Raw genomic sequence first — 25,552 nt, forward strand, 5'->3', positions numbered from 1 at the left:
AGTATTTATTAAAATTATAATATTTATTTATGAAATTTGTTTTAAGATGAATATTCTTTATCCAAAACTTCCTGCATTTTTGCTTTTGTTTCTTCAAACCAGTTCGGATGTTCGTTAGGATTAAAACTTGGTAAGAAGATTATTTTAATGGTTTGTTTTTCAATTCTAAAAGGTTTTTGTTTAAATGCAAACGGTAAATTAATGATTACAAAAGGTTGAACTTTCAAATTTAATTTTTCGGCAACAGCTTTGGCTCCGTTTTTCCATTTAATCATTTTTTTTGGATTGATTTTATTTCTTGTACCTTCGGGAAATAAAACAACTTTAAATCCTCTATTAGTTCTGTCTTTTATCTCTCTTAGCATTTTTAAAACTGATCTTTTATCGCTTCTGTCTACTAAAATCATATCAGTTTTGGTGAGCATGTATTTTATTACCGGAATTTCCCCAAGTTCTTTTTTGGCAACCCATATTAGTTTTTCAGGTATTACGGTTTCCATAAGTGCAATATCGAGATTGCTTGTATGATTTCCGATCAAAAGTTTTGCTTCAGGGTCTATTTTACCTTCAATAATTATGTCTCTTGCTATGAGACTGGTTAAAAACCTTGAACAGCCTTTTCTATATTTTAATTCATTTTTTGGATTTAAACCGCAAAGGAGTCCCGTAAAAAAAACACATATTCCCCCGGCAGCTAATTTTAATAAACTAATAATACTATCTAATATCTTCATTTTTCACCCATCCGATTTTATTTTTTATTTTTATTTTTGTGTAATGTTTAGATTTTTTTAAAATTTTTACTTTTGTTCCAATAGGAGCTTGATAAAACACAGTGGAATTTTTTGTAGGTAATATGTATATTTTTGTTCCTCTGCTTAAGTAAGCTTCGCCTTTAGGTAAATTGTTATAAACTAAAAACCCTGTTAATAACAAAGGAGGAATAAGTAACCAGACTTTTTGATAGACTAAAAAAATAATAGTTAATATAGCTATAATGCTTAATACGAATATATTTATTGGGGTAAATAATGTGTTTTCTTCCGGATTTAAATCAGTTTGTGTACTTATTGTCTCTTCTTTGATATTTATAGGAATTTCAATTTTTTGATAATTGTCATTGTCGGTATTGAAATAATAAAATTTTATTTTTTGCTGCTTATTATCAACTAAACCTAAGTATGTTGCTTTTTCGGGAGATATAACCGTTAAATTTTCATCTTTTAAATGTAATGTAAAATCTTTTAGATTTGCGTCTTTTCCTATAAGAGTGAAAGAGATTATATTGTATTTTTTATCATATTTACTTGATATTGTATTATTGATTTTTAAATCTTTTGCTAAAACATTGCAGAAATCTTTTATTTTTTCAATTTTAGAGGTATTATATAAATTGTTGAGTACTATTTCTTTGTATAGATTTTTGCTTAAAATAAACATCTTTTTAATTTCATTGTCATTTTTGTATTTAAGATTAATTTGATATACAAAAGGACTTGTTTTAGTAATATTAATTTCACTTCCTAAAGGAGGCACAACAGTTAAGTTCATTTCTTTAGGGGTAATTACTTTTATATTAAGATCAATTATTTGGTTTTCGTAATATTCTTTTTTTAAATTAGGATATTGAATTATTAAATCAGCGGAAAAAAGAAGGGTAGCTATAAGAATGATTAAATATCTCATTTGAGCGCTATGCTATTCTCTTTTGTAAAGTTTTGAATATATGCTAAGAATTTTTTTCTTTGTTTTCCGTACAATGTCACTTTTACAGAATTTTTTAATCTTACGGGATTAATCCATTTTCCGTATCTCATCACAGCAAAATGTAAATGTGGGCCAGTTGAAAGACCGCTGTTTCCAAGGTATCCTATTGTCTGACCTTGGGTCACCCATCTTCCTACGTATATTCCTCTCGGATATCCATGAAGATGTGCATACATTGTTATATAGCCATTTTTGTGTCTGATTTTTACTGTTCTTCCGTATCCTCTAATCCAACCCCTAAATATTACTTTTCCATCTGCTACCGCATGAATAGGTGTCCCGATTCTGTTTACATAATCAATACCGTCATGCATTCTCCATTTATGCAAAATAGGATGAAATCTCATACCGAATCTTGAAGAAATTCTTTTATATCTAAGAGGAGCAGCTAAAAACATTCCTTTTAAGCTTTTTCCTCTTGAATCATAATATCTTCCGTCATAAGGATTTAGAAAAGCGCTTATATTATATTGTTTGTTTGAAATTTTTGCAAAAAGAATTTTTACATCTTTTACTTCACCAAATTTTATTTTTTCTTTGTAAACTATATCTATTTTAGTGTTTTTAGGAATAGCCCTGAAGTTTATTCTGTCTGAAAAAATATAAGCGAGTTTAGAAGCTAAACTCCTTAATTTTGTGGCTTTGTACAAATCATAACTTAAATAATTGTTTATTTCCGTTGAGACATGTTTTGTTACTGTTTCGTAAACTATAGGAACAATTTTAGTAACATAACCTTTTTCTGTTTTAATAATTTGTAATTGTTGCTTTGAATTTATAGGTATTAAAGCTTGTTTGATAATATTGTTGTCTTTTAATATAAAAACACTTTCACCTCTTGGTATAGCTCTAACATATCTCTTTATTTTAGGCGGTAGATTATAATAAATACTTAATGGAAGAGAATTTTGTTTTAAAAAACCGTAAAAGGTGTCTTTATTCCCCCATTTATGTATATCTACTTTATATGCTAATAGAAATATAGGTATAAAAATTAAAAGAATAAATTTTTTCACTTCATAAATCCTTCTATCATTTTAATACCGTCACTTCCACCAAGCAGACTTTCCATTGCTCTTTCAGGATGCGGCATTAAGCCAAATACGTTTTTATTTTCATTACAAATTCCTGCAATTGCATCTATACTTCCATTTGGATTTAATTCATTACCGTTTGCATCACAGTATTTTAAAATTATTTGACCATTATCATACATTTTTTTAAGAGTTTCCTCATCTACTTTATAATTTCCTTCCGCATGAGCGATTGGAATATTTACTATGTCACCTACATTTAGATTTTGTAAAAATTTGTTGTTGTTGTCTACTACTTTTAGATGGTGGAATTTTGAAATAAAATGCAGATTTTCATTTCTTGTCATGCCTCCAGGCAGAAGGTGTGATTCAAGAAGTATCTGAAAACCGTTACAAATCCCAAGTACATAACCACCTTTATTTGCAAAATCTTTTACTTCTTGCATTATTGGTGAAAATCTTGCGATTGCTCCGCTTCTAAGGTAATCACCGTAGCTGAATCCTCCGGGAAGAACAACAAGATCGGGATTTTTTAAATCATGTTCGTTATGCCATACAAATTCAACGTCGGCACCTATTTTTTCAAAAGCCCATTTAGTGTCTCTGTCACAATTGGTTCCCGGAAAAACAATAACACTAACTTTCATTATTTTACCTCTATTTCGTAGTTTTCAATAACTGGGTTTGCCAATAATTCATCAGCTGCTTTTTTTGCGATTTCTATAGCTTTTTCTTTATCATCTGTATTGATATCAAGTAAAATTTGTTTTCCTACTCTTACACCATCAACATCTTTAAATCCTAATGTTTCAAGAGCATGATGAACAGCTTTTCCTTGTGGATCAAGTACACCTTTTTTCAAATGAACATTTACAGCAACTATCATTTTACATCCTTTAGTCTGTTTAATACTTCAGTGTAAGCTTCTTTTATATTTCCTAAATTGAACCTAAAAAGGTCTTTATCTAATTTTTTACCAGTTTTTTTATCCCAAAGTCTACATGAATCCGGTGTAATTTCATCTGCTAATATAATATTTCCGTTTTCGTCTCTTCCGAATTCAATTTTAAAGTCTACCAAAGTAAGTCCTACTTTGTCAAAAAATTCGCTTAAAAATTTATTAACTTTAAGACCGTATTCCCTTAAAAGGTCTAACTCTTTTCTTGTCTTTACAAGTTCTAAAACCATAGCATGGTCATCATTGATAAGAGGATCGTTTAAATCATCATTTTTATAATAAAACTCTACTATTGTAAATGGTAATTTTGTACCTTCTTTAAGTCCGAGTCTTTTTGCAAGGCTTCCTGCAACGATATTTCTTACTACTACTTCAATTAAAATAATATCGACTTTTTTAACAAGCTGTTTAGTTTCGTCAATTTGTTTGATTAGGTGCGTAGGGATACCTTCTTTTTCAAGCGCTTCGAAAATTAATGTTGTAATAGCGCAGTTTAATGCACCTTTTCCGCTTTCTTCGTCCGCTTTTTCACCGTTGAATGCAGTTAATGAATCTTTGAATTCACAAATTACTTCGTTAGGGTTTTGAGTTTCATAAATTCTTTTTGCTTTACCTTCATATAACAGTTTCATTTTGCTCCTTTACTTATTATTAATGCTTTTAATATGTTTGCTCCGGTTAATAATTGTAAATCACCGTCAATTTTTTGAACATTTTTATTTTCTTTTTTTGTTTTTTTCTTATCTATTTTATTTAATTCAGCTTTTAAATGTGCTTTAAGATTTGCTTCTTTAATTGCGGCTTCTGTAAGGTTTTCTTCTTCAACTTTTCCAGGATGAACAATAATATCAGGTGTAACACCTTTTGCTTGTATTGTTCTTCCGCTCGGAAGATAATATCTTGCAACTGTAAGTCTGATTGCTTCGTCTTTGTTTACAGGAAGTATGGCCTGAACACTTCCTTTTCCGAATGTTTTTTCACCTACTATTACCGCACGTCTGTGATCCTGAAGACCTCCGCTGACTATTTCACTGGCACTTGCGCTTCCGCCGTTAACAAGTACAACGATTGGAATGTTTTTGTATGTACCTCTTCTGTGTGCATAATATACTTCATTTTCGCTTTTTACTCTACCTTTTTGAGAAACTAAAATACCTTTATCAATAAACAAATCAAGCATTCCTGTAGCTTGGTTTAGTAAACCTCCCGGATTGTTTCTTAAATCAATAATAATTCCTTTTTTACCTTCTTTTTTTAATTTTGGAAGAATGGATTTTAATTTACTTACAACATTTTTATCAAATGAAGAAATTCTTATATATTTGATTTCAGGGTAGTTTTCTAAATCTTTAGCTTTTACAGATTTGATTTTAATAATACCTCTTGTAATTACAACTTCGAAAGGTTTTTGTCCTTTTCTTACTATTGTAAGTGTGATTTTAGTACCCGGTTTTCCTCTCATAAGATTAACGGCCTCGTCAAGTGTCATATCAATTGTGGCTTTATCATTAATTTTTAAAATAATGTCACCGGCTTTAATTCCAGCTTTATAAGCAGGAGTATCGTCAATCGGTGAAATTACGGTTAAAACACCATTTCTCATACCGACAACTATACCAAGTCCACCGAACTCTCCCGATGTTTGTACCTTTAATTCTTTATATGCTTTTTTATCAAGATAGCTTGAATGTGCATCAAGTTCAGGTAGTAAGCCTTTTAATGCTTTATTTATTATAGTAGTCGTATTTATTTCATCAACATAATATGCTTCTATCATGTTTACTACTTTTACGAATTTTTCGTATGCAGCGAGTCTTGTTTGTTGATTTTCCGCAAATAATGATGTTATTAATAATAAAGCCAATAATAACTTTTTCAAAGCTGCTCCTTCGGAGTTTTTGAAATTCTATTATATTTTTTATTAAAAGTAAAATATATGTAATTATTAGCAAATATATAGCTGTTTTCGTTCCTAATGGAATAGTTTAAGCAAAGTTTAAGAAATTATATAAAAAACCTTGACATAAAGTGACTAAAGTGATATAATACGCTTAACATAAAACTTTTAAGGAGGAAATATGGAAAGAATATTTGAAAAATTAACAAACCAAATGATGGAAGCACTTGAAAGCGGTTTAAGTCTTGCATTGCATAACAGAAACCCGGAAGTACATCCGTTACATATTGTATGGGGACTTGTGACTAATACAAATACTGTATTAAACCAAGCTTTAAATAAAATGGGTGTAGATAAAGTTGCTATTGAGCTTGAACTTAAAAGTGCAGTAGACAGACTTCCAAAAGTTGATAACATTACAAAAGAGTCTATTAAAATAGGAAGAGAATTAATTGAAAGTCTGCAAAAAGCTGAAGGACTTGCAACTAAACTTGGTGATCAATATGTTGCTGTTGACACATGGCTTATTGCAAACCTTGACAGATTTAAAGACACTCTTGGGAAATTTGTAGATCTTTTTGAGCTTAAAAAAACTCTTGAAGCAATAAGAGGGCGCATAAAAAGATTGAGAGCAAAAGTGCGGATGAAACACTCGACGCATTAAACAAATACGGAATCGACCTTACTGCGAAAGCGAGAGAAGGTAAACTTGATCCGGTAATCGGAAGAGATGAAGAAATTAACAGAATGATGCAGATTCTTATCAGAAAAACTAAAAACAACCCGATTTTACTTGGTGAACCGGGGGTTGGTAAAACAGCTCTTGTAGAAGGGCTTGCTCAAAGAATCGTTAAAAAAGAAGTACCGACAAGCCTTCAAAACAAACAAATCGTAGCGCTTGATATGACTGCGTTAATTGCAGGTGCAAAATACAGAGGTGAATTCGAAGACAGACTAAAAGCCGTTGTGGATGAAGTTAAACAAAATCCTAACATTATATTATTTATCGACGAAATTCACACAATCGTAGGTGCGGGTGCGAGTGAGGGTAGTATGGACGCCGCAAACATCCTAAAACCAGCACTTGCAAGAGGAGAGCTTAGAACAATCGGTGCGACAACACTTAAAGAATATAGAAAATATTTCGAAAAAGACGCGGCTCTTCAAAGAAGATTCCAGCCAGTAATGGTAAACGAGCCGAGCGTAAACGAAGCAATCAGAATCTTAAGGGGTCTTAAAGAAAGACTTGAAGCGCATCACAACGTAATTATTAAAGACGAAGCAATCGTAGCTGCGGCAAAACTGACTGACAGATACATCAGTGACAGATTCCTGCCGGACAAAGCAATCGACGCAATAGACGAAGCTGCGGCTGAAATCAAAATGCAAATCGAAAGCGAACCGTTCGAACTTGCTAAAATTAAAAGAGAAATCGAACAGCTAATGGTTGAAAAAGAGGCTCTTCAAATGGAAGGTGAGAGCGAGAAATCTAAAAAAAGACTTGCTGAAATTGAAAAAGAATTAGCTAATCTTGAAGAAGAAAAAAGAAGACTTGAAGCTAAATTTGAAGAAGAAAAAAGAGTTTTAAAAGAAATAGCTGAGATTAAACAGCAAATTGAAGAACTTAAAGTTCAAGCTGATATCGCTAAAAGAGAAGGAAACTTCCAAAAAGCGGCTGAAATCGAATACGGTAAAGTAGTTGAACTTACTAAAAAACTTGAAGAACTTGAGAAAAAATGGGAAGAAATGCAAAAAGAAGGTACGCTTCTTAAAAACGCTGTTGATGAAGAAGCGGTTGCAGATGTTGTAAGTAAATGGACAGGTATTCCTGTAAATAAAATGTTACAAAGCGAGCTTGAAAAAATCCTGCATATCGAAGACGAGCTTAAAAAATGGGTAGTTGGACAGGATGAAGCTATTAAAGCTGTAGCAAGAGCAATTAAAAGAAATAAAGCGGGACTTGGCGATCCAAACAGACCAATCGGAAGCTTTATGTTCTTAGGACCTACAGGGGTAGGTAAAACAGAAACAGCTAAGACATTGGCAAGATTCTTGTTTGATGATGAAAAAGCGATGATCAGATTTGATATGTCTGAATATATGGATAAAATAAGCGTATCTAAACTGATCGGTGCTGCGCCTGGATACGTTGGATACGAAGAAGGCGGACAGTTAACAGAAGCTGTTAGAAGAAGACCGTACAGCGTAATTCTGTTTGATGAAATTGAAAAAGCGCATCCGGATGTATTTAACATCCTGTTACAGGTGCTTGACGACGGTAGACTTACAGATAATAAAGGTGTGACAGTAGACTTTAAAAACACAATTATTATCTTAACAAGTAACATCGCAAGCGATATCATTATGGAAATTAAAGATCCGGAAGCAAGAAAAGAAGCGGTTTGGGCTGAACTTAAAAGAAGAATGAAACCTGAATTCTTAAACAGACTTGACGATGTGGTTGTATTTAACCCACTTGGCAAAGAACAGGTTAAACAAATCGTTGATATCTTGCTTAGAAAAATTACAAAAAGACTGGCTGAGAGAGAAATTGAGCTTACTCTCACAGACAGAGTTAAAGAGGTTATCGCTGAGGTTGGATTCGATCCGATTTTCGGTGCGAGACCACTTAAAAGAGCAATGGCTGAAATCATTGAAGACAGACTTGCCGAACTTATCCTTGAAGGAAAAGTTAAAGAAGGCGATAGGGTTGAATTTGATGCAGATGATAACAATATCATTATCAAAGTTAACGGCCAGGAAGTTGCAAGGGATCCTAAATAATCCCTTGGCTTCCTTTATTGTCTATAAATAGTGCCAGACACCTAACATTATGTTACATTGATTTTACATTGTACTAATTTAATAGTGTCTTTTGTGTGTATAAATAGTTTATTGATACTACAACAATTTGACAAAGTGAATATTTGTTTATATAATTTTTTTAAAACGAAGGTGTGAGATGAATCTTTTGTATTTGCATATGCTGTTTGTATTCGGTTGGGCAGTTTTTATGGTTTCACTTGCTAAATCTGTTGCTTGCAAAGAAAATTCAAAAATTCTTGCCGTATTAAGTTTAATCTTTATGTTATTGGTCTTATATATCGGAACAAAACTTATGCTCGCATTTCCACAAGTGGCCAAAAGCGGGTTATGGATACATACAAAACTTTCTATCGACATTCTTGCGATGCTTTTAAATATATATTTAGCTTTTATAGCATTTAAAAACAAAACGCTTTCTAATACACTTTCACATGTAATTTATTGGACAAGTGTAATAATGTTTGCAGCTATGTATTACCTGACGCTTTTTAGACCTTTTTAATGAATGGGTTGGGGATAAAGGAAAAAGGAGAAAAAATCATTATGGTTGATCAAAAAAAAATAGAAGAAAAATTAAAAGCCGGGAAAAGACTTTCAAAATTAGATGCTCCTAAAAAAATCACTAATGATGAAAAAGTAATAAATGAAAATGATTTTATTGTTTCAAAAACAGATTTAAAAGGTTATATTACTTATTGTAATAGAATTTTTGTGGAGATGGCCGGATGGAGCAGAAGAGAATTGATTGGTGCAAATCATAATATTATCAGACATCCGCATATGCCGAAAATTGCTTTTAAAATTGCATGGGATTTAATACAAGCGAAAAAAGAATTTTTCGGTTTTGTTAAAAACTTAAGAAAAGACGGCGGATATTATTGGGTTTTGGCTTATATTACTCCTGATTTGGATTTGAACGGCAATATAATTGGTTATACCTCATTCAGAAAAAAACCTTCAAGAAAAGGGATAGAAACACTTGAACCGATATATTTACAGCTTGTAGAAGCGGAAAAAAGTGGCGGTATGTCCGCAAGTTACGAATTGTTAAAAGAGGTATTAGGTGCAGATGATGAAAATATTGTTGATAAATACCATGAACTGGTATTTAATTTACAAAAAGGTTAAAACATGAAAATAAAAGAGATGATGACTTTAAGACTTATAGCGATTTTAACTATAAATTTTTTACTTCTTGCTTATTTGATTTATTTAAAAGAGTATATAGCAGTGGCTTTATATGTGATTTTAATAGCTCTTGCTCATTTTCTTCCTTCAAATAAGGCAAAAATTGAATCTTCACAAAAAGACATTTTTAATAAAGTTCATAAAACTGTGGAAGAAGCGTATAATGGAAAACTCTCAAGCAGAATAATTTTAGATGACGAGACTTCACTTGAAGCAAAAATCGGGTGGAATATTAATGAAATGTTGGATCAGATTGAAGATTTACTCAGAGAATCTAAAAATACAATTCAAGCAATAATAAACGGTGATGAGTATAGATATATCATGCCAAGTGGTCTGCATGGTGAATTTAGAGGTGTTGCCGAAGAATTTGAAAAAGCAATTGAGTCATTAAAAATTTCTAAAAAAGTTGAAAGAATGAGTAAGCTCTCTAAAAAGTTTGTGGAAATTGATGGTGGTGTAACTGCAAATTTAGAGAGAATCGGAAATGAAATTTTTGAAATAGACCATGCATTTAAAGAAATTACAACAAAGGTTAAAGAATCTACAAATCAAGCTGATAAAACATATTATTTAATGCAAGAAAGTAAAAACGATTTTGCCATGTTAAGCGAAAAAGTTGAAGAAACTTCTAATGAAATTACACAAATGGCAGAAAATATTCACTCAATTTCAAATATTGTAGAGCTTATTAAAGATATTGCCGATCAAACGAATCTTTTAGCATTAAATGCCGCTATAGAGGCTGCAAGAGCCGGTGAACATGGTAGGGGATTTGCAGTTGTTGCGGATAATGTCAGAGATTTGGCGGAGAGAACTCAAAAAGCTACAAATGAGATTGCTATTACCATACAAACCTTGCAGCAGCAATTTAACGGAATAGAAGAAAATACCAATCAGGTTGTGAAAATCGGGGATAAATCTTATGGAACACTTCAGAATTTTGAGCAAGTATTGGATGTTCTGAAAAAAGAATTAACTGATGTGAGTATGATTTCTGATAAAAACACATTAAAATTAATATTTATAACATTTAAAATCGGACATATTATTTATAAGTCGAATATTTATTCCGCAATTACAAAAGAGGAAGTGGATGAATCAATTATTAATATTACCGATCAAACATGTAAACTTGGTAAATGGTTAAATAAACCTGAGATTAAAGAGATGCTTAAAAACTTCAAAAATTATCATACTCTCATTCAACACCATAAAAAAATTCATGAATTAGGTAAAGAAATTCTTCTTAGAGTTCAGGCAGAAGGTATTACAAAATATAATCCTGATTGGTATTATGAAAAATTATTAGAACTTGAAAAATATGCTAAACTTACGTTTTCAGAATTAGATCAATTAGCTGAATATGCTACACAAACAAACATAGTAGCTAAATTATTAGAAAAATCTAAGGAGTAAAATGTTAAGGTTTGCACCAAGTCCAACAGGAGATATGCATATTGGAAATTTAAGAGTTGCTATTTTCAATTATATAATAGCCAAACAAAAAAATGAAAAACTTTTAATTAGAATAGAAGATACGGATAAAGAAAGAAACATTGAAGGTAAAGATAAAGAAATACTTGATATACTGCATTTATTTGGTATTGAGTATGATAATGTGGTTTATCAGTCCGCTAATTTACATATGCATCAACAAATGGCGAAAAAGCTTTTAGACGATAAAAAAGCTTTTGTTTGTTTTTGTGATGAAGAAGAAATTAATTTTCAAAGAGAAAAAGCAAAAATTGAAAAAAGGCCTTACAGATACAGTGGTAAGTGTGAGAATTTAACATCAACTGAAATTAGAAAATATCTTGATAAAAAAACACCTTTTGTTGTTAGGTTAAAAAAACCGGAAAAAAATATTAAATTTAATGATTTAATAAAAGGTGATTTTGATTTTTCTCCTTTTGATATCGACAGCTTTATTATTATGAGAAAAGATTTTACGCCGACATACAATTTTGCATGTGCTATTGATGACATGCTTTATGATATTTCACTTGTAATCAGAGGTGAGGATCACTTAAGTAATACACCAAAACAGATAGCAATCAGAGACGCTTTAGGATATGATAAAGAAATTAAATATGCTCATTTACCTATCATTTTGAATGAAGAGGGTAAAAAAATGAGCAAACGTGACAATGCAAGTTCTGTTAAGTGGCTTTTGGAAGAAGGGTTTTTGCCGGAAGCTATTGCAAATTATTTAATATTATTAGGTAATAGCTTTGAAAAAGAAATTTTTACGTTAAAAGAAGCAATTGAGTTTTTTGACATTACTAAGATTTCACGTGCACCTGCTAAATTTGACTTGGGTAAACTTAGATTTATCAATAAAGAACATATGAAAAAAATAGAAAAACTTACAAGATATATAGGATATCATGAAGAGTATGAACCGTTGGCAAAACTGTATCTTGATGAAGTCTCAACAATTAAAGAATTAAAAGAGAAATTAGATAACATTTTTACTAAAAAAGAATTTGATGAATTTAATGATGAGATAGAAATTCTTAAAAAAGAGATTTTGGATAACGAATTTGAAGATAATTATAACGATTTTAAAAACAGAATTATGAATAACACCGGACTTAAAGGGAAAAAGTTATTCATGCCTCTTAGAATGTTAATGGTAGGTTCAAAACAAGGACCGGAAATTAAAGACTTATATGCTATAATGAAACCATATCTTAAAATGATAATAAAGGAGTATAGATGAATGCATTGTTAGTTTCTATACTGCAATTTATATCAATCGTTATAAATTTATATATGTGGGTTGTTATTATTGCGGCACTTATAACTTGGGTTCAGCCAAACCCATATAATCCTATAGTGAGATTTCTTTGGAATGTGACTGAACCAGTGTACAGATGGATTAGAAAATATATCCCGACAACATTCGGAGGCTTTGATATTGCTCCGATTATATTAATTTTAGCTCTACAATTTTTACAAATTTTAATAAATAATATTATTATTTCGTTATGAGGCTTCTTTTTTTATTATTTCCTCTTTTTCTTTTTTCTTTAAATCTTTCAGAAATTTTAACGCATCCTAAAAGCTATGTAAGAGATTTTTATTTAACAGAGTTTATGAGAGAAACCAATTCGACTACTTTAGCTTATAAAGCTTATAGTTCTTTATATAAGCCGAAACCTTTTAAACATTTAAGAATTTTATCACGAAAAAGTCCAATATTTAGAGATATTTATATGTGTGTTAATGTAAAACCGGAATACTTAAGGAAGGTGAATATTAGTTGTATTTTAAATAATGGGTTGTCTTTAAAAACAATGTCGAAATTAAAAAAAGACGATTTAAAATACTTGTATAATCATCTTCCGGAAGGAAAAGTAAAAAAGGCTGTTTTTGCTTTTTTAAATAATAATTTTTCATTCATTTTTAAAGACAGGGATTTAGGATACTATTTTATTTTAAATTACCCCGATAAAAAAATTGATCAAATTATTAATGATTTTACATTGTTTGAAGATAATTATTTTTATCTGTTTGTAAAATATGCTGTGTTGAACGACCTTCCTAAAATTCAAAAGTCGTTAATGGGTTTAGATTATAAAAACTTTGATGATAAGATTAAATGGTGGCTTTTTATTAACGCATTAAAAAACAAAAACGAACAGCTGGCAAAAAAAGTTCTTTATTCAATAAAACAAAAAACTACAAAAATATATTTTTGGATGTGGCAATTAGGCAATAATGCAGCATTTCAAGAACTTTTAAACAATAAACGGATTGATATTTATACACTTTTTGCATATGAAAAAGCCGGGAAAAAGTTTTTTATAAAAACCAATATAATTTACAATTCTGTCAAATCACCTAAATACAATCAGACAAATCCGTGGGAAGTGCTTAAGTTTTGGGATGAATTCAAAAAAAGAAAAGATCTGTTTACTTTTGCAAAAGAGCTGGATTCGGATAAAAGTATTGCATTAAAAGCGCTTGTTTTAGATAAAGCTTTTAAATTTAAATATAATTTATTTATTACTCCAAATATATATGAAGATAAAAACATTTCATTAAAATCATTTGTTTACGGTATTGCACGACAGGAAAGCAGATTTGTACCTGCAAGTGTAAGTAGAAGTTATGCATTGGGAACAATGCAAATAATGCCGTTTTTAATTAGGGATTATAATTCAAATGTTTTTAATCAGTTTGATTATAAGGAGAATATCAGACTTGGTGTCAAGCATATTAAATGGCTTTTTTCAAAACTTCATGATCCGTTAATGGTTGCATATGCTTATAATGGAGGAATAGGTTTTGTAAACAGAAGAGTCAAAAATTATTTTAAATACAAAGGTAAATATGAACCTTTTTTAAGTATGGAGCTTGTACCGTACGATGAGAGTAGGGAGTATGGTAAAAAAGTTATAGCTAATTATGTTATATACAGCCATATTTTTGGTGACAATAATATCACTCTTCATAAAATTCTTAAAAAGTAAACTTAACTTCTCCCCAATGTTTGCTTTTATATTCTAATATATAAGGTTTTTGTGTTTCATTAAATTCTACGATATAATAATTCATCCATTCATTGTAAAAAGGAAATTTTTTATATAAAATAAAAGAAGGTATGTTTTGGGTTATTTTTACAGGAGTTTGTCCATTTAGTGTTAAATTAAACTCTTCATTATTTAAAGTATTGTCAAAATCATTATAAACGCCTATTAAAAAAGTAGGGTTTTTAAATTTGTCTTTAAAAAGAGGGTTGAGATATACGGCGTCAATTAAGGCTTTTGTTTCGAGAGAGTTTATAATTTGTCCTCTTTGGGTATAAGTTAACGTTTTTTCATATAAAGGGTCTTGTTTAAGAGCTGTTTTAATGCTACAACCTGTAAAAAATAACATTAATATTAATAAAATGTTTTTCATTTATATACCTTTTTTGATTAAATTATAACAAAAAAAGGATTCTATTGAGATTTAATGTAATTGGTATAGGAGATTATATAGGCAAATGTATTTATGATGAAGCGGAAGACGCATTGCTTATAGACGGCGAAATTGTTCTTGATTTTAAAAAGAAATATAAGGATTATTTAAAATATACAAAATTTATGATTCATTCTTTGAGTGGAAGAGAGTGGATCTCATTTCAATTTTTACCGCAAAATGTTGAAACGTTAAAAAGAAAGTTTGCTATCATTACCGCATACAACCCTAAAGGTATGATATACAATGATTTTTTGAATTTTTTAAGAAATACAGAACTTGAAAGCGTCATAAAAGCTTTCGGTTATGAAAGTTATTTAAGCATAGGAGAGCTGTTTGATTATAGTGAAAAATCTTTTATAATTTATGATATTGAAAAAGAAGAGGCTCTCAATATAGCTAAAAAATTTGACCAGTATTCAATATTTTATAATAGCGGTGAATATATTTCGATTACTGAGTGTGATACAGGGAAAGATATATTAAAATACGAATATAAAAAACATTATAAATAAATTTTAAATTTTGTTGAAATGGAAACATTCAAAATAACTAAAACAATATAAAGGATAACAATGCAGGATTATAAAAATAGAAAGTTTACTTTACCGGAGATAATGGGTGTAAGTGCGGCATTTATAATGTTTATGGCAATAGGAATGATAATGGGCGGAACCGCCGCCGGTAATGACAAAGTGTTTTATTCAGGTGCAGCATTGTTTAGTTTAGGGGCGGTTATAGCAATATATTTGTTGATTAAATACGGTAAAAAAAAGGAAGACGATTTTTAAATGTATATCATGTGATGAATTTTCTTTTGAGGTAATATGTCAAAAGTGTCAATCGAGATATTTGAAACCTAAAATAAGAAAGAATAACAATATAGTTTCTTTTTATGATTATGAAAGTATTGAACATTTAATTAAATATAAATATGATAAATTCGGTCATAGGATATTTAAAATATTATCCGGATTGTCTTTAAAAAAGTTTGCATCAGAGATTAAAGATTCGTTTTATGTTATACCTATAGATGATAAAATCGACAAAGGCTTCTCTCATACCGCAATAATGGCTAAAAGTATGAAGAATTCATATGTTACGCCAATATATCATGTCCTACATTCACAAAACAATACCAAATATGCAGGTAAATCTTTAGAATATAGATTAAACAATCCGAGAGATTTTAAATATACCGGTCCAAAAGAAATTGATGTTATATTATTAGATGATATTTCCACTACAGGCCTTACATTAAATGAGGCTAAAGAATGTCTGAAAAAAAACGGAGTAAATGTTGCTTTGAGCGTTGTTTTGGCAAATTTGAAGAAATAATTTGGTATAATATATCTCAAAAATGAAAATTAAAGGATATTAATGCAAGTAATTCCTGTTAGTATTGAAGAGACTCTTTCAAAAAGCTATCTTGAATATTCAATGAGTGTAATTGTCGGACGTGCTCTTCCGGATGTTAGAGACGGACTTAAGCCAGTTCATAGAAGAATACTTTATGCAATGCATAAAATGGGCATAACAGCCGGAAGTGCATATAAAAAATCTGCAAGAATCGTAGGGGATGTTATAGGTAAATACCATCCTCACGGAGATAGTGCGGTTTATGAAGCACTTGTAAGAATGGCTCAGCCGTTTTCTATGAGAATGCCTCTTATTGACGGGCAGGGGAACTTCGGTAGCATTGACGGTGACAATGCCGCGGCTATGAGATATACGGAAGCCAGACTTACTAAAATTGCTGAAGAATTATTAAAAGACATAGATAAAGATACTGTTGATTTTATTCCGAACTACGACGGAACTGAAAGAGAACCTGTAGTATTACCAGCAAGGTTTCCAAACCTTCTTGTTAACGGAAGTAGTGGTATCGCCGTAGGTATGGCGACAAACATTCCTCCTCATAATCTTGAAGAGCTTATTGACGCTCTAATTTATATGATTGACAATAAAGACGCGACACTCGAAGATATACTGCAGTTTGTAAAAGGGCCAGACTTTCCTACAGGCGGTACTATTTTCGGTAAAAGCGGGATTATCGAAGCATATAAAACGGGAAGAGGAAGCATTAAAATAAGAGCGAAACACCATATTGAACACAAAGGGAACAAAGAAGTAATCGTAATAGACGAACTTCCTTTCCAGGTAAATAAAGCTAAACTGATTGAGAAAATTAGTGATCTGGTAAAAGATAAGGTTGTTGAAGGTATCAGCGAAGTCAGAGATGAAAGTGACAGGGAAGGAATCAGGGTTGTAATTGAGCTTAAAAAAGACGCAATGAGCGAAATAATCTTAAACAACCTTTATAAACATACTCAAATGCAAGTAAGCTTTGGTATTAATATGCTGGGAATTTATGACAAACAGCCGAAACTTTTCAATCTGTTTGAACTTCTTGACATATTCATCAAACATAGAAAAACAGTAGTTATAAGAAGAACAATTTACGAACTTGAAGAAGCTAAAAAAAGAGCGCATATTTTAGAAGGTTTACTAATTGCGCTTGCAAATATAGATGAAGTCGTAGAAATTATTAAAAAATCAAACGATACGAAAGAAGCAAAAGAAAATCTCATAAATAGATTTGAGCTTACTGACGTACAGGCTCAGGCTATTCTTGATATGAGACTTGCACGTCTTACTTCGCTTGAAGTTGAAAAGCTTGAAAACGAATATAAAGAACTTATGGAAAAAATCGAATATCTAAATTCAATTCTTAAAGACGAAAATATCCTAAACGGAGTTATTAAAGACGAACTTCTTGAAATTAAGAAAAAATATCCGACTCCAAGACTTACAAACATCGAAGAGGATTATGACGCAATCGATATAGAAGATCTAATCCCTAACGAAGAGATGGTTGTAACAATCACTCACAGAGGATATGTAAAAAGAGTGCCTCTAAAAGCTTACGAAAGACAAAACAGAGGCGGTAAAGGTAAAAAAGCCCTTACGATTTATGAAGATGACTTTATTGAAGACTTTTATGTAGCAAATTCACATGACACTCTAATGATTATAACAGATAGAGGACAGCTTCACTGGCTGAAAGTTTATAGAATTCCGGAAGGTAGCAGAACAAGTAAAGGAAAGGCTATAGTAAATCTTATTAATCTTGATAAAGACGAAAAAATACAGACTATAATCAAAACCGAAGATTTTGATGAGAGTAAATCATTAGCATTCTTTACTAAAAACGGAATTGTGAAAAGAACTAATTTAAGCGAGTTTAAAAACATTAGAAGTACAGGTGTTAGAGCTATTACAATTGATGAGGGAGACGAGCTTGTAACAGCTAAAATTGTTGAACCGGGCGATAAAGAACTCTTTATCGTTACTAAAAAAGGCATGGCAATCAGATTCCCTGTTGATACCGTAAGGGAAATGGGTAGAACAGCAAGAGGTGTTACAGGTATAAGATTTAAAATTGAAGGTGATGAAGTTGTTGGAGCACTTGCGCTTCAAGATGAAAACCAAGAAATTCTTACACTTAGCGAAAAAGGATTCGGAAAACGTACCGAAGCAAACCTTTACAGACTTACAAACAGAGGCGGTAAAGGTGTTATCGCCATGAAACTTACAAATAAAACAGGAGATCTTGTAGGTGTTGTTGCAACTGAAAAAGATCATGATCTTATGGTACTTACGAGCAGTGGCAAAATGATAAGAGTTTCTATCGATAGCATAAGCAAAACAGGTAAAAACACTCAAGGTGTAAGAGTTGTGAAACTTGATGATGGTGATAAAGTTGTTTCACTTGCGAAAACTCCGAGCGAAAAAGAAGAAGAAGGGACTCTTTTTGACGATGAAGAGTAAAATTTTTTTAAAATATGCCGATATTGAAAACAAAAAAGGCTTAAGAATGAAAAAAGTTATTATTGCGTCTTTAGCGTTATTTAGTTTAGGTTGTGCAGCTACAACGAGTGATACTCCTGCACAGACTGCTAATACACAACAATCACAGCCGCAACCGTATAATTCTCAACAGGTTATCAAAAATGAAGTTAATATTTTACCTCCTGTTCAACAGCCGGCGCCTAAAAGCGATACATCAGAAAAACAGGTGAAAAAGGACACAGTTGATATAAACTCTATTAATGTTGATGCCACAATTGAAAATTCGCCCGTACTTAAAAAAAGTTCTATTGTTACACTTCAGGTAGAAGGTTTGGGAGTGGCTCCTACTAACGCTCAAAGTATTCCTCAAGCGAAAGTTATGGCGAGACGAGCTGCTATAGCAGACGCATATAGAGCTCTTGCGGAAAAAATGTACGGTATTAGAGTTAAAGGTAGAGAAACAGTGAGAGATTTAATGCTTAAAAACTCTGAAGTAAGAACCGATGTTTACGGACTTATAAGAGGAGCCTGTATACAAGAAGAAAGCTTTAAAGACGGTATTTATACAGTAATAATGAGTGTAAAACTTGATGTAAGGAAATGGAATAAATATATTAACAATAATTAGCCTTCCCCTTTTTCTTTTTGCTGATTATTATCTTTCATATAGTGCTGTAATTAAAAATTCATTATTAATATCTTCAAAATTAGAATGTTCTAAAACTCTAACGGGCAGCTCTGCCAAAAATAAATTATTATTTACTCTCGATGTTGATGCGCAAGATCCCATAGAAATATGCGCAAAATATAAAAATCAGATTATTGATAATCTTTTGAAATACAAAACAATAATAAATGCCGAATATTTAGAGAATGATAGAGTTAAAATAGTTTTTTTACCTCACAGATTTGATATCATTATAAAAAATCAAGTAGCATACTTTTATTTAAAAGGTGATTAATGAAAATAGCCATAGTTGAAGATGATATTAATATGAGAAAATCTTTATCTCTTGCGCTTAAAAGCGAGGGATATGATGTTGTTGAATTTAGACACGCATTAGATGCTCTTAAAAAGTTAGACGACAGTATTGATTTGATTATAAGTGATATCACAATGCCTAAAATGGACGGCATAGAATTTGTAAAAGAACTTGGCGGCAAATATGACGTTATTATGATTACCGGAAATGCAACTCTTAATAAAGCCATAGAAGCCTTGAGACTTGGTGTTAAAGACTTTTTAACAAAACCTTTTGAAATAGAAGATTTAATAGCTGCTATTGAGAGAAAAAGAAAAGTTAAAGAAAAAACAAAAGGTAAAAAAGCAGAATTTAAGCCTGAATTTATCGCTGTCGATGAAAATACCAAAAAAATAATTGAAATGGCAAAAAAAGTTGCTCCCACTATGGTCAATGTTATGCTGCTTGGTGAAAGTGGAGTAGGGAAAGAAGAATTTGCGAAATTTATACACATGAATTCAGGTAGGGGAGAATTTATAGCAGTGAATATGAGCGCAATTCCTGAAAATTTGATTGAAAGTGAATTGTTTGGATATGAAAAAGGCGCTTTCACCGATGCTACCCAAAGTAAACCCGGTCTTTTTGAATTAGCTCAAGGCGGAACACTTTTTTTAGATGAAATAGGAGAAATGCCTTATAATTTGCAAGCGAAATTATTAAGAATATTACAAGAAAAAGAATTTTTTAGATTAGGTGGTACAAAGCCTATAAAACTTGATGTTAGAATTATTAGTGCAACTAATCAAAATATTGATGAAATGATTAAAAATAACAAATTCAGGGAAGATTTATATTATAGATTAAATACGATTCCTATAAAAATACCACCATTAAGAGAGAGAAAAAACGATATAATTCCAATTGCCGAAAACATTTTGACAAAAACCGTTAAAGAATACGGATTTAAAAATAAAATTTTAAGTGATGAGGCTAAAGAAACGTTACTTGATTATGAATGGCCCGGAAATATAAGAGAATTGATAAATGTAATTGAAAGGGCAGTAATTTTAAGTGATAATGAAATTATAGAAAAAAAAGATTTGATTTTAATATAAGGAGAGTATATGTATAATATTGCAATAGCAGGAGCTACAGGGGCAGTAGGAGAAGAGTTATTAAGAGTTATAGAGGAATTTGACTTACCGGTTAAAAAGTTGGTTCCTTTAGCAAGTGCGAGAAGTGTAGGTAAAGAAGTAGAGTTTAAAGGAGAAACACTTAAAGTAAAAGAATTAACTTGTGAGGTTTTTGAAGAAGAAGAAATTGATATCGCTTTCTTTTCTGCAGGCGGAAGTGTAAGCGCTAAATTTGCTCCGTGTGCGGCAAAAGCGGGTGCGGTAGTTATTGACAATACAAGCTATTTTAGAATGAATCCGGATGTACCTTTAGTTGTTCCGGAAGTTAACCCTGAAGATATAGTTTTATGGAAAAAAACAGGTATTATTGCCAACCCTAACTGTTCAACTATACAGATGGTTATTTCTCTTGCACCTTTACACAAAGAATTTGGTATTAAAAGAGTAGACGTAGCTACTTATCAGGCGGTAAGCGGTGCAGGTAAAAAAGGTATGGAGGAGCTGTTTGAACAGATGAGAGCAGTTTTTAACTTTAAACTTGATAAAAAAGTTGAAGAAAGGGAAGTCTTCCAACATCAAATAGCTTTAAACGTGATACCGCATATTGATAAATTTATGGATAACGGATTTACTAAAGAAGAGATGAAGATGGTAAATGAAACTAATAAAATTATGCATTCTAATATTCAAGTGGCTCCTACATGTGTGAGAGTACCTGTACTTAGAAGTCACAGTGAAGCAATAACAATTTATTGTGAAAAAGAAGTTTCCGTTGAAAGAGCAAGAGAAGTACTCGCAAATTTTGAAGATGTAAAAGTGGTTGATAATCCGGAAAAAAACGAATACCCTATGCCAATAATAGCAACAGATACTGATTATGTCTATGTGGGAAGAATCAGAAAAGATTTATATGATCCAAAAGTTTTACATTTCTTTAATGTAGCGGATCAAATTAGAGTTGGTGCTGCAACTAATGCAGTGAGAATCGCTAAAAAATGGATAGAAATGGAGGGAGACAAATAATGGAAAAAAGAGGAATTATTGAGGCCCTTTTTGAAGGCGGACTTTGGAGAAGTAGATTAATTGCCATATTAGCTGTGGTTTTTGGGATGATTGGAAGTATTGTTCTTTTTTTTGTTGCAAGTTATGATATTGTAATGATTGCAAAAAAAACTTATCTGTTTTTCTTTGGTAATTATCATCCGAATAATTTCCATGAAATATTAATAGGTAAAATAATAGGTGCTGTTGATTTATATTTAATAGCTGTTGTGTTATTAATTTTCGCATTTGGGATTTATGAACTGTTTATCAGTGAAATAGATGATGCTGAAAATAGTGAAGTAGGAAAAAAAATACTTGCTATTCACAGTTTAGACGAACTTAAAGACAAACTCGGAAAAGTTGTAGTAATGGTTCTTATTGTCGGATTTTTTAAAAGAGTTATGCATATGGAATTTGCAACTCCTATAGAAATGCTATATCTTGCGGGTAGTATTTTAGCCCTTGCATTAGCACTTTATTATATGCATAAAGGTGAGCATTAATAAATATAACAATTGAGGTGATATATGAAGTACATATTCGGTCCCGTGGCTTCAAGGCGTTTTGGTATGAGTCTTGGAGTCGATCTCTCTCCTGATAAAAAAAGATGTAATTTTGACTGTATATACTGCGAACTTGACCCTGCAAAACCTGTAAATGAATATGATAACCCTCCAAAACCCGAGGAGATTTTAAAAGAAATTAATGAAGCGGTAAAGAAATTTGATTTTGAGGTTTTAACCATTACAAGCAACGGTGAACCCACACTTTATCCTTATCTTGACGAGCTTGTAAACTTAATTAAAAATCAAAAACTTTTAATTTTGAGCAATTCATCAACAATTGACAATAAAAGAATTCAAAAAACACTTTGTAAATTTGATATTGTCAAGCTGTCTTTAGATGCTGTAACGCCAAAAATATTTAAAAAAATCGATAGACCTCATAAAGATGTAAGAATTGAAAATATTATACAAGGTATGATTGAATTTAGAAAAATATATCAAGGTGAGCTTATAATTGAAATCCTTGTTGTAAAAGGTATAAATGATAAAGAAGAAGAGTTTGAGAAAATAAATGAAGTTTTAAAAGAGATTAAACCAGACAGAGTGGATATTTCGACTATCGACAGACCTCCGGCATATAATGTGGAGGGTGTCTCAATTGATAGATTATTCGAACTTTCTACAAAAATTCATAACCAGCATATTTTTATTCCTACACGTGAAAAAATCAACTTTAAAGTAGAAAACTTGAATAAAGAAGCTTTACTTACAACATTAAAAAAAAGACCTTTTAGCGAAACGGATATAAAAAATATTTTTGACGAACATACACAGAGAATCTTTAATGACATAATGAAAGAAAATTTAATTGAAGAGGTATGGGTAGGCGGAGTTAAATTTTATAAAGCTATCGTTTAAATTATTTTGTAGTTTAATAACTAAGTAAATAATATAATCACATAATTTAATCATCAAAGGATATAAATGAAAGAGTTTTTGAATGTCTTGAGGGTGTTAATAGCTGTAGATGTGGGTATTGTTGTTTTTTGTTATTTAGAAAATAATATGATTTGGCTTTATAATACACAAATAGCTTTTTTTAGTGTCAGTTTAATTATTTTAGGTAGTTTTATTGGTTATTCAAATATGGTAAGGGCACAAATTCAAAATGGTAATGTAGGTGAGGATATTTTGAAAAAATACGAGGATCCTTACAACCTTGATGATGATGAAGATGAAATCAAAGAAGAAGATTTAAAAAAATATAAAAATAGAAAACTTAAATGGTATGAAGCTGTTTTGTTTTATTTTAAAGGCGGATTTAATTTTTTAAGAATAGCAGGATATATAGCCTTAATAGCGGGGTTTTTATGGCTAAGTAAAAATAATATATTTGATTATATCAGTTTTTTATTTGGAGTTAGTATTGTTCCGGCGGTTGCTTTAATATATTTATTTGTATCAAGGAAAAGATTTAATAAAGCTGATTGACATTAACTCAACTTTTCTGATATAATATATAAAAAACAGGAGGGGAAAATGGGTAGATTATACGGGAAAGTTGAAAGTGTAGAAGATATAAGCAGAATTAATTGTTTGATACGTGACGAAATGTTAGTAGTAAATAGTGCTGCGGAATTAACTGACTTAAAAAAAAGAAGTGATTATTTATGTACTTTGACATTTTCACCGTTCTGGAAGAAAAAATTCGGGGATAAAATAGAAGAGGTAAGAGATGTTGCGTTAAAAGAGAATAGAGCAACAGTTAAAACTGCAAATTATGTATCACAGTATAAAAACTTTAATAAAACGTATGAACCGTGGAAAAAAGAGATAGATATTGAAGAAGAACTTAAAAAAATACCTGATGAGGTTGTAAGTGAACTTACTGAATCTATTTTTACATTACAAAACAGTGTTCAAATACTTGAAGACTTAAGAAATAGTTTTTGTGAAATTAGAAAAGCCGCCGTATTGTGTGACAATGTTGAATGTCTTGATAAACTGAAAAAGGCTGTGGACATATTATCAACATTACCTTATCTTGAAAGTTTTAAAGTACATTTTGATGAAGGAATATTATCTGCAATAGATGCTCTTATCAATACTGAGAAAGAAAGAAGTGTTAATTTAATCAATATTATCGCACAAGTAAATAATTGGGATAGATTTTATCAATCCATAAGTGAAAATGATTTTGAAACTACAGCAGAAAATTATTTAGACAAACTTTTAGAAGAAGAAGAGAAAGCAAACACATATATTCCTACAGAAATGAAATATAAAGGTGGTGCAAGAGTTCTTTGGCTTGTATATTATCATCCTGAGAAAAAAAGAGAATATGCAAAAAGAATATATTTTCCAAGTAATGCTGAAAATATAAAAATTGAAGGACCGGGAGAATATAAAAATAGATTTGGAAATAAAGTTTGGGGTATTAAAATAACGTACGAAATGGAAATAAGCCCTACTATTATTCATGTAAGAGGAAAAGAAATACATCTTCCTGCAAGAAAAGTTACAAAAACTAAAATAGTCGAAGTTCCTAAATATGCTCAGAATATAAGAATTTTAGAAGAAAAACCACAAAGTGCGATGGATATCGCTTAATCTCTTGTGGTTTTGTATGCAAAGTATGCACTAAAAAAAGTAAAATATGTCATTATTGTTGTAATAGCCACAAGAAGGGGTATTATAATTATCGTCATATTAGGGTGATTGAGTATTAACGGAAAAATATAAAAAAGATACGCAAAAGCAATAATTGTATATATAATACTTGTTAGTACGCTCCAAACGAAATAAATAACTACATATTTTAGATTAAACGTTTTTATCCAAAATTTGAAATCTATAATACTTGAAATAATACTTAAAAAGCTTTCTTTAAATGTTTCTTTACTTAAAGCTTCTCCAAGTTTTCCTAAAAAGACGTAAGAATAAAATAAAAGATATACACTAAAAAATCCTAACAATACTTTAGTAATAAAAGAAGTTTTTGAAACCGCAAGTAAAAAGTCGTGAGGATTTGCTAATATAAAAATTGAACCTGTGAATTTTAAAATAATAATAAAAAATGTTGCAAACAGTGTAACTATTATGAAACCTCCGAGCATTATTCCCATTGCACTTGGAATAAAGTGCAGTAAAAATGTGCTAAATGGCTGTTTTTCGAGTGTTGCAAAATATTCTTTGTCATTATCCGTTATTCTTATCAAATAGATCAATAAAACACCTATACTTAAATAAATTAATTTTTCAAAAATAAATGAAACTATACTTATAACAGGGTATGCTTGTATGATTGACAGGATTGAAACCAATATTATTACCAATAAGAATTTCTTAATTTCCGCGACTGTCAAAAATGTATATTTAAAGATATCTTTCATTTCAAACCTTTTTTACGGAATT

26 protein-coding genes and 1 pseudogene are annotated in these 25,552 nt (G+C 30.8%); 18 read left to right on the plus strand and 9 right to left on the minus strand.

Features of this window, described 5'->3' with window-relative positions:
* Positions 1 to 41: 41 nt before the first annotated feature.
* Genes NAMH_RS03210 through NAMH_RS03240 form a run of 7 tightly spaced genes read right to left on the minus strand, consistent with a single transcriptional unit; the run spans position 42 to position 5,638 of the window.
* The gene (locus tag NAMH_RS03210) at positions 42 to 734 is read right to left on the minus strand and encodes a lysophospholipid acyltransferase family protein (RefSeq protein WP_012663652.1); all 693 of its coding nucleotides are present in this window, start codon (positions 732 to 734) and stop codon (positions 42 to 44) included.
* On the minus strand, positions 718 to 1,686 hold the full coding sequence (locus NAMH_RS03215) for an SH3 domain-containing protein (protein ID WP_015902752.1): 969 nt from the start codon (positions 1,684 to 1,686) through the stop codon (positions 718 to 720). Before NAMH_RS03215 ends, NAMH_RS03210 begins: the two co-directional genes overlap by 17 nt.
* Entirely contained in the window at positions 1,683 to 2,783 is a 1,101-nt protein-coding gene (locus NAMH_RS08955) for a peptidoglycan DD-metalloendopeptidase family protein (RefSeq protein WP_015901789.1), read from the minus strand. Before NAMH_RS08955 ends, NAMH_RS03215 begins: the two co-directional genes overlap by 4 nt.
* Positions 2,780 to 3,448 (minus strand): phosphoribosylformylglycinamidine synthase subunit PurQ, encoded by a 669-nt coding sequence (purQ, locus tag NAMH_RS03225; RefSeq protein ID WP_015901998.1) that lies wholly within the window; start codon positions 3,446 to 3,448, stop codon positions 2,780 to 2,782. Before purQ ends, NAMH_RS08955 begins: the two co-directional genes overlap by 4 nt.
* Positions 3,448 to 3,687, minus strand: coding sequence for a phosphoribosylformylglycinamidine synthase subunit PurS (gene purS / locus NAMH_RS03230; RefSeq protein WP_015902556.1), 240 nt, complete (start codon positions 3,685 to 3,687; stop codon positions 3,448 to 3,450). The genes purQ and purS overlap by 1 nt, the downstream gene beginning before the upstream one ends.
* Positions 3,684 to 4,391 carry a phosphoribosylaminoimidazolesuccinocarboxamide synthase gene (gene purC, locus NAMH_RS03235; protein ID WP_012663918.1) on the minus strand — a complete coding sequence of 236 codons (708 nt, stop codon included), beginning with the start codon at positions 4,389 to 4,391 and terminating at the stop codon, positions 3,684 to 3,686. The genes purS and purC overlap by 4 nt, the downstream gene beginning before the upstream one ends.
* Positions 4,388 to 5,638, minus strand: a complete 1,251-nt coding sequence (locus tag NAMH_RS03240; RefSeq protein ID WP_015902320.1) for a S41 family peptidase — start codon at positions 5,636 to 5,638, stop codon at positions 4,388 to 4,390. Before NAMH_RS03240 ends, purC begins: the two co-directional genes overlap by 4 nt.
* Positions 5,639 to 5,837: 199 nt before the next feature.
* Between NAMH_RS03240 and NAMH_RS09390 the strand changes: the two are divergent.
* From NAMH_RS09390 to NAMH_RS03275, 7 genes and pseudogenes are all read left to right on the plus strand, one after another.
* Positions 5,838 to 8,440: pseudogene (locus NAMH_RS09390) on the plus strand (ATP-dependent Clp protease ATP-binding subunit).
* A 178-nt stretch (positions 8,441 to 8,618) separates the two neighbouring features.
* Complete coding sequence (locus NAMH_RS03250; protein ID WP_015901797.1) at positions 8,619 to 8,984, plus strand: hypothetical protein; 366 nt, start codon at positions 8,619 to 8,621, stop codon at positions 8,982 to 8,984.
* 41 nt (positions 8,985 to 9,025) lie between these two features.
* Positions 9,026 to 9,610 carry a PAS domain-containing protein gene (locus NAMH_RS03255; RefSeq protein WP_015902844.1) on the plus strand — a complete coding sequence of 195 codons (585 nt, stop codon included), beginning with the start codon at positions 9,026 to 9,028 and terminating at the stop codon, positions 9,608 to 9,610.
* Between the two features lie 3 nt (positions 9,611 to 9,613).
* Positions 9,614 to 11,089 carry a methyl-accepting chemotaxis protein gene (locus NAMH_RS09395; protein ID WP_015902667.1) on the plus strand — a complete coding sequence of 492 codons (1,476 nt, stop codon included), beginning with the start codon at positions 9,614 to 9,616 and terminating at the stop codon, positions 11,087 to 11,089.
* Between the two features lies 1 nt (position 11,090).
* Positions 11,091 to 12,395: a glutamate--tRNA ligase gene (gltX, locus tag NAMH_RS03265; RefSeq protein ID WP_012664021.1), complete on the plus strand. Its 1,305-nt coding sequence runs from the start codon at positions 11,091 to 11,093 to the stop codon at positions 12,393 to 12,395.
* Entirely contained in the window at positions 12,392 to 12,667 is a 276-nt protein-coding gene (locus NAMH_RS03270; RefSeq protein WP_015902089.1) for a YggT family protein, read from the plus strand. Before gltX ends, NAMH_RS03270 begins: the two co-directional genes overlap by 4 nt.
* Positions 12,668 to 12,972: 305 nt before the next feature.
* On the plus strand, positions 12,973 to 14,151 hold the full coding sequence (locus tag NAMH_RS03275) for a lytic transglycosylase domain-containing protein (protein ID WP_228368696.1): 1,179 nt from the start codon (positions 12,973 to 12,975) through the stop codon (positions 14,149 to 14,151).
* Here the strand turns inward: NAMH_RS03275 and NAMH_RS03280 are convergent.
* The gene (locus tag NAMH_RS03280) at positions 14,141 to 14,581 is read right to left on the minus strand and encodes a hypothetical protein (RefSeq protein ID WP_012663853.1); all 441 of its coding nucleotides are present in this window, start codon (positions 14,579 to 14,581) and stop codon (positions 14,141 to 14,143) included. The two genes, NAMH_RS03275 and NAMH_RS03280, sit on opposite strands and share 11 nt — an antisense overlap.
* Before the next feature lie 44 nt (positions 14,582 to 14,625).
* On the opposite strand from NAMH_RS03280, the gene NAMH_RS03285 reads away from it, so the two are divergent.
* The 11 genes from NAMH_RS03285 to NAMH_RS03335 all read left to right on the plus strand — a co-directional run bounded on the left by NAMH_RS03285 (position 14,626) and on the right by NAMH_RS03335 (position 24,748).
* A complete protein-coding gene (locus tag NAMH_RS03285) occupies positions 14,626 to 15,156 on the plus strand; it encodes a DUF3293 domain-containing protein (RefSeq protein ID WP_012663472.1) in 531 nt (176 codons plus the stop codon).
* Between the two features lie 60 nt (positions 15,157 to 15,216).
* On the plus strand, positions 15,217 to 15,432 hold the full coding sequence (locus tag NAMH_RS03290) for a hypothetical protein (RefSeq protein ID WP_015901756.1): 216 nt from the start codon (positions 15,217 to 15,219) through the stop codon (positions 15,430 to 15,432).
* Between the two features lie 61 nt (positions 15,433 to 15,493).
* Positions 15,494 to 15,979 (plus strand): ComF family protein, encoded by a 486-nt coding sequence (locus NAMH_RS03295; protein ID WP_015902295.1) that lies wholly within the window; start codon positions 15,494 to 15,496, stop codon positions 15,977 to 15,979.
* 42 nt (positions 15,980 to 16,021) lie between these two features.
* Positions 16,022 to 18,472, plus strand: coding sequence for a DNA gyrase subunit A (gene gyrA, locus NAMH_RS03300; protein ID WP_012663881.1), 2,451 nt, complete (start codon positions 16,022 to 16,024; stop codon positions 18,470 to 18,472).
* A gap of 46 nt (positions 18,473 to 18,518) precedes the next feature.
* Positions 18,519 to 19,121 carry an LPP20 family lipoprotein gene (locus NAMH_RS08960; RefSeq protein ID WP_187146597.1) on the plus strand — a complete coding sequence of 201 codons (603 nt, stop codon included), beginning with the start codon at positions 18,519 to 18,521 and terminating at the stop codon, positions 19,119 to 19,121.
* 333 nt (positions 19,122 to 19,454) lie between these two features.
* A complete protein-coding gene (locus NAMH_RS03310) occupies positions 19,455 to 20,570 on the plus strand; it encodes a sigma-54-dependent transcriptional regulator (RefSeq protein ID WP_015902013.1) in 1,116 nt (371 codons plus the stop codon).
* A 9-nt stretch (positions 20,571 to 20,579) separates the two neighbouring features.
* Positions 20,580 to 21,611 carry an aspartate-semialdehyde dehydrogenase gene (locus tag NAMH_RS03315; protein ID WP_012663748.1) on the plus strand — a complete coding sequence of 344 codons (1,032 nt, stop codon included), beginning with the start codon at positions 20,580 to 20,582 and terminating at the stop codon, positions 21,609 to 21,611.
* Complete coding sequence (locus NAMH_RS03320; protein WP_015902222.1) at positions 21,611 to 22,135, plus strand: YqhA family protein; 525 nt, start codon at positions 21,611 to 21,613, stop codon at positions 22,133 to 22,135. The genes NAMH_RS03315 and NAMH_RS03320 overlap by 1 nt, the downstream gene beginning before the upstream one ends.
* A gap of 24 nt (positions 22,136 to 22,159) precedes the next feature.
* Positions 22,160 to 23,056, plus strand: a complete 897-nt coding sequence (locus tag NAMH_RS03325; RefSeq protein WP_015901811.1) for a radical SAM protein — start codon at positions 22,160 to 22,162, stop codon at positions 23,054 to 23,056.
* 66 nt (positions 23,057 to 23,122) lie between these two features.
* Complete coding sequence (locus NAMH_RS03330) at positions 23,123 to 23,629, plus strand: hypothetical protein (RefSeq protein ID WP_015902447.1); 507 nt, start codon at positions 23,123 to 23,125, stop codon at positions 23,627 to 23,629.
* Positions 23,630 to 23,677: 48 nt separating this feature from the next.
* On the plus strand, positions 23,678 to 24,748 hold the full coding sequence (locus NAMH_RS03335; RefSeq protein ID WP_015902745.1) for a hypothetical protein: 1,071 nt from the start codon (positions 23,678 to 23,680) through the stop codon (positions 24,746 to 24,748).
* Here the strand turns inward: NAMH_RS03335 and NAMH_RS03340 are convergent.
* On the minus strand, positions 24,745 to 25,530 hold the full coding sequence (locus NAMH_RS03340) for a hypothetical protein (RefSeq protein ID WP_015902034.1): 786 nt from the start codon (positions 25,528 to 25,530) through the stop codon (positions 24,745 to 24,747). The genes NAMH_RS03335 and NAMH_RS03340 overlap by 4 nt on opposite strands.
* Between the last annotated feature and the right edge of the window lie 22 nt (positions 25,531 to 25,552).

Source organism: Nautilia profundicola AmH (genome assembly GCF_000021725.1).
Classification (GTDB): domain Bacteria; phylum Campylobacterota; class Campylobacteria; order Campylobacterales; family Nautiliaceae; genus Nautilia; species Nautilia profundicola.

Excerpts from the sequence above, each read along its gene's own strand:
- NAMH_RS03210 (WP_012663652.1), bottom strand. The coding sequence starts at position 734 with ATGAAGATATTAGATAGTATTATTAGTTTATTAAAATTAGCTGCCGGG.
- NAMH_RS03215 (WP_015902752.1), bottom strand. The coding sequence starts at position 1,686 with ATGAGATATTTAATCATTCTTATAGCTACCCTTCTTTTTTCCGCTGAT.
- purQ (WP_015901998.1), bottom strand. The coding sequence starts at position 3,448 with ATGAAAGTTAGTGTTATTGTTTTTCCGGGAACCAATTGTGACAGAGAC.
- purS (WP_015902556.1), bottom strand. The coding sequence starts at position 3,687 with ATGATAGTTGCTGTAAATGTTCATTTGAAAAAAGGTGTACTTGATCCA.
- purC (WP_012663918.1), bottom strand. The coding sequence starts at position 4,391 with ATGAAACTGTTATATGAAGGTAAAGCAAAAAGAATTTATGAAACTCAA.
- NAMH_RS03250 (WP_015901797.1), top strand. The coding sequence starts at position 8,619 with ATGAATCTTTTGTATTTGCATATGCTGTTTGTATTCGGTTGGGCAGTT.
- NAMH_RS03255 (WP_015902844.1), top strand. The coding sequence starts at position 9,026 with ATGGTTGATCAAAAAAAAATAGAAGAAAAATTAAAAGCCGGGAAAAGA.
- NAMH_RS09395 (WP_015902667.1), top strand. The coding sequence starts at position 9,614 with ATGAAAATAAAAGAGATGATGACTTTAAGACTTATAGCGATTTTAACT.
- gltX (WP_012664021.1), top strand. The coding sequence starts at position 11,091 with ATGTTAAGGTTTGCACCAAGTCCAACAGGAGATATGCATATTGGAAAT.
- NAMH_RS03270 (WP_015902089.1), top strand. The coding sequence starts at position 12,392 with ATGAATGCATTGTTAGTTTCTATACTGCAATTTATATCAATCGTTATA.
- NAMH_RS03275 (WP_228368696.1), top strand. The coding sequence starts at position 12,973 with ATGTCGAAATTAAAAAAAGACGATTTAAAATACTTGTATAATCATCTT.
- NAMH_RS03280 (WP_012663853.1), bottom strand. The coding sequence starts at position 14,581 with ATGAAAAACATTTTATTAATATTAATGTTATTTTTTACAGGTTGTAGC.
- NAMH_RS03290 (WP_015901756.1), top strand. The coding sequence starts at position 15,217 with ATGCAGGATTATAAAAATAGAAAGTTTACTTTACCGGAGATAATGGGT.
- gyrA (WP_012663881.1), top strand. The coding sequence starts at position 16,022 with ATGCAAGTAATTCCTGTTAGTATTGAAGAGACTCTTTCAAAAAGCTAT.
- NAMH_RS08960 (WP_187146597.1), top strand. The coding sequence starts at position 18,519 with ATGAAAAAAGTTATTATTGCGTCTTTAGCGTTATTTAGTTTAGGTTGT.
- NAMH_RS03310 (WP_015902013.1), top strand. The coding sequence starts at position 19,455 with ATGAAAATAGCCATAGTTGAAGATGATATTAATATGAGAAAATCTTTA.
- NAMH_RS03315 (WP_012663748.1), top strand. The coding sequence starts at position 20,580 with ATGTATAATATTGCAATAGCAGGAGCTACAGGGGCAGTAGGAGAAGAG.
- NAMH_RS03320 (WP_015902222.1), top strand. The coding sequence starts at position 21,611 with ATGGAAAAAAGAGGAATTATTGAGGCCCTTTTTGAAGGCGGACTTTGG.
- NAMH_RS03325 (WP_015901811.1), top strand. The coding sequence starts at position 22,160 with ATGAAGTACATATTCGGTCCCGTGGCTTCAAGGCGTTTTGGTATGAGT.
- NAMH_RS03330 (WP_015902447.1), top strand. The coding sequence starts at position 23,123 with ATGAAAGAGTTTTTGAATGTCTTGAGGGTGTTAATAGCTGTAGATGTG.
- NAMH_RS03335 (WP_015902745.1), top strand. The coding sequence starts at position 23,678 with ATGGGTAGATTATACGGGAAAGTTGAAAGTGTAGAAGATATAAGCAGA.
- NAMH_RS03340 (WP_015902034.1), bottom strand. The coding sequence starts at position 25,530 with ATGAAAGATATCTTTAAATATACATTTTTGACAGTCGCGGAAATTAAG.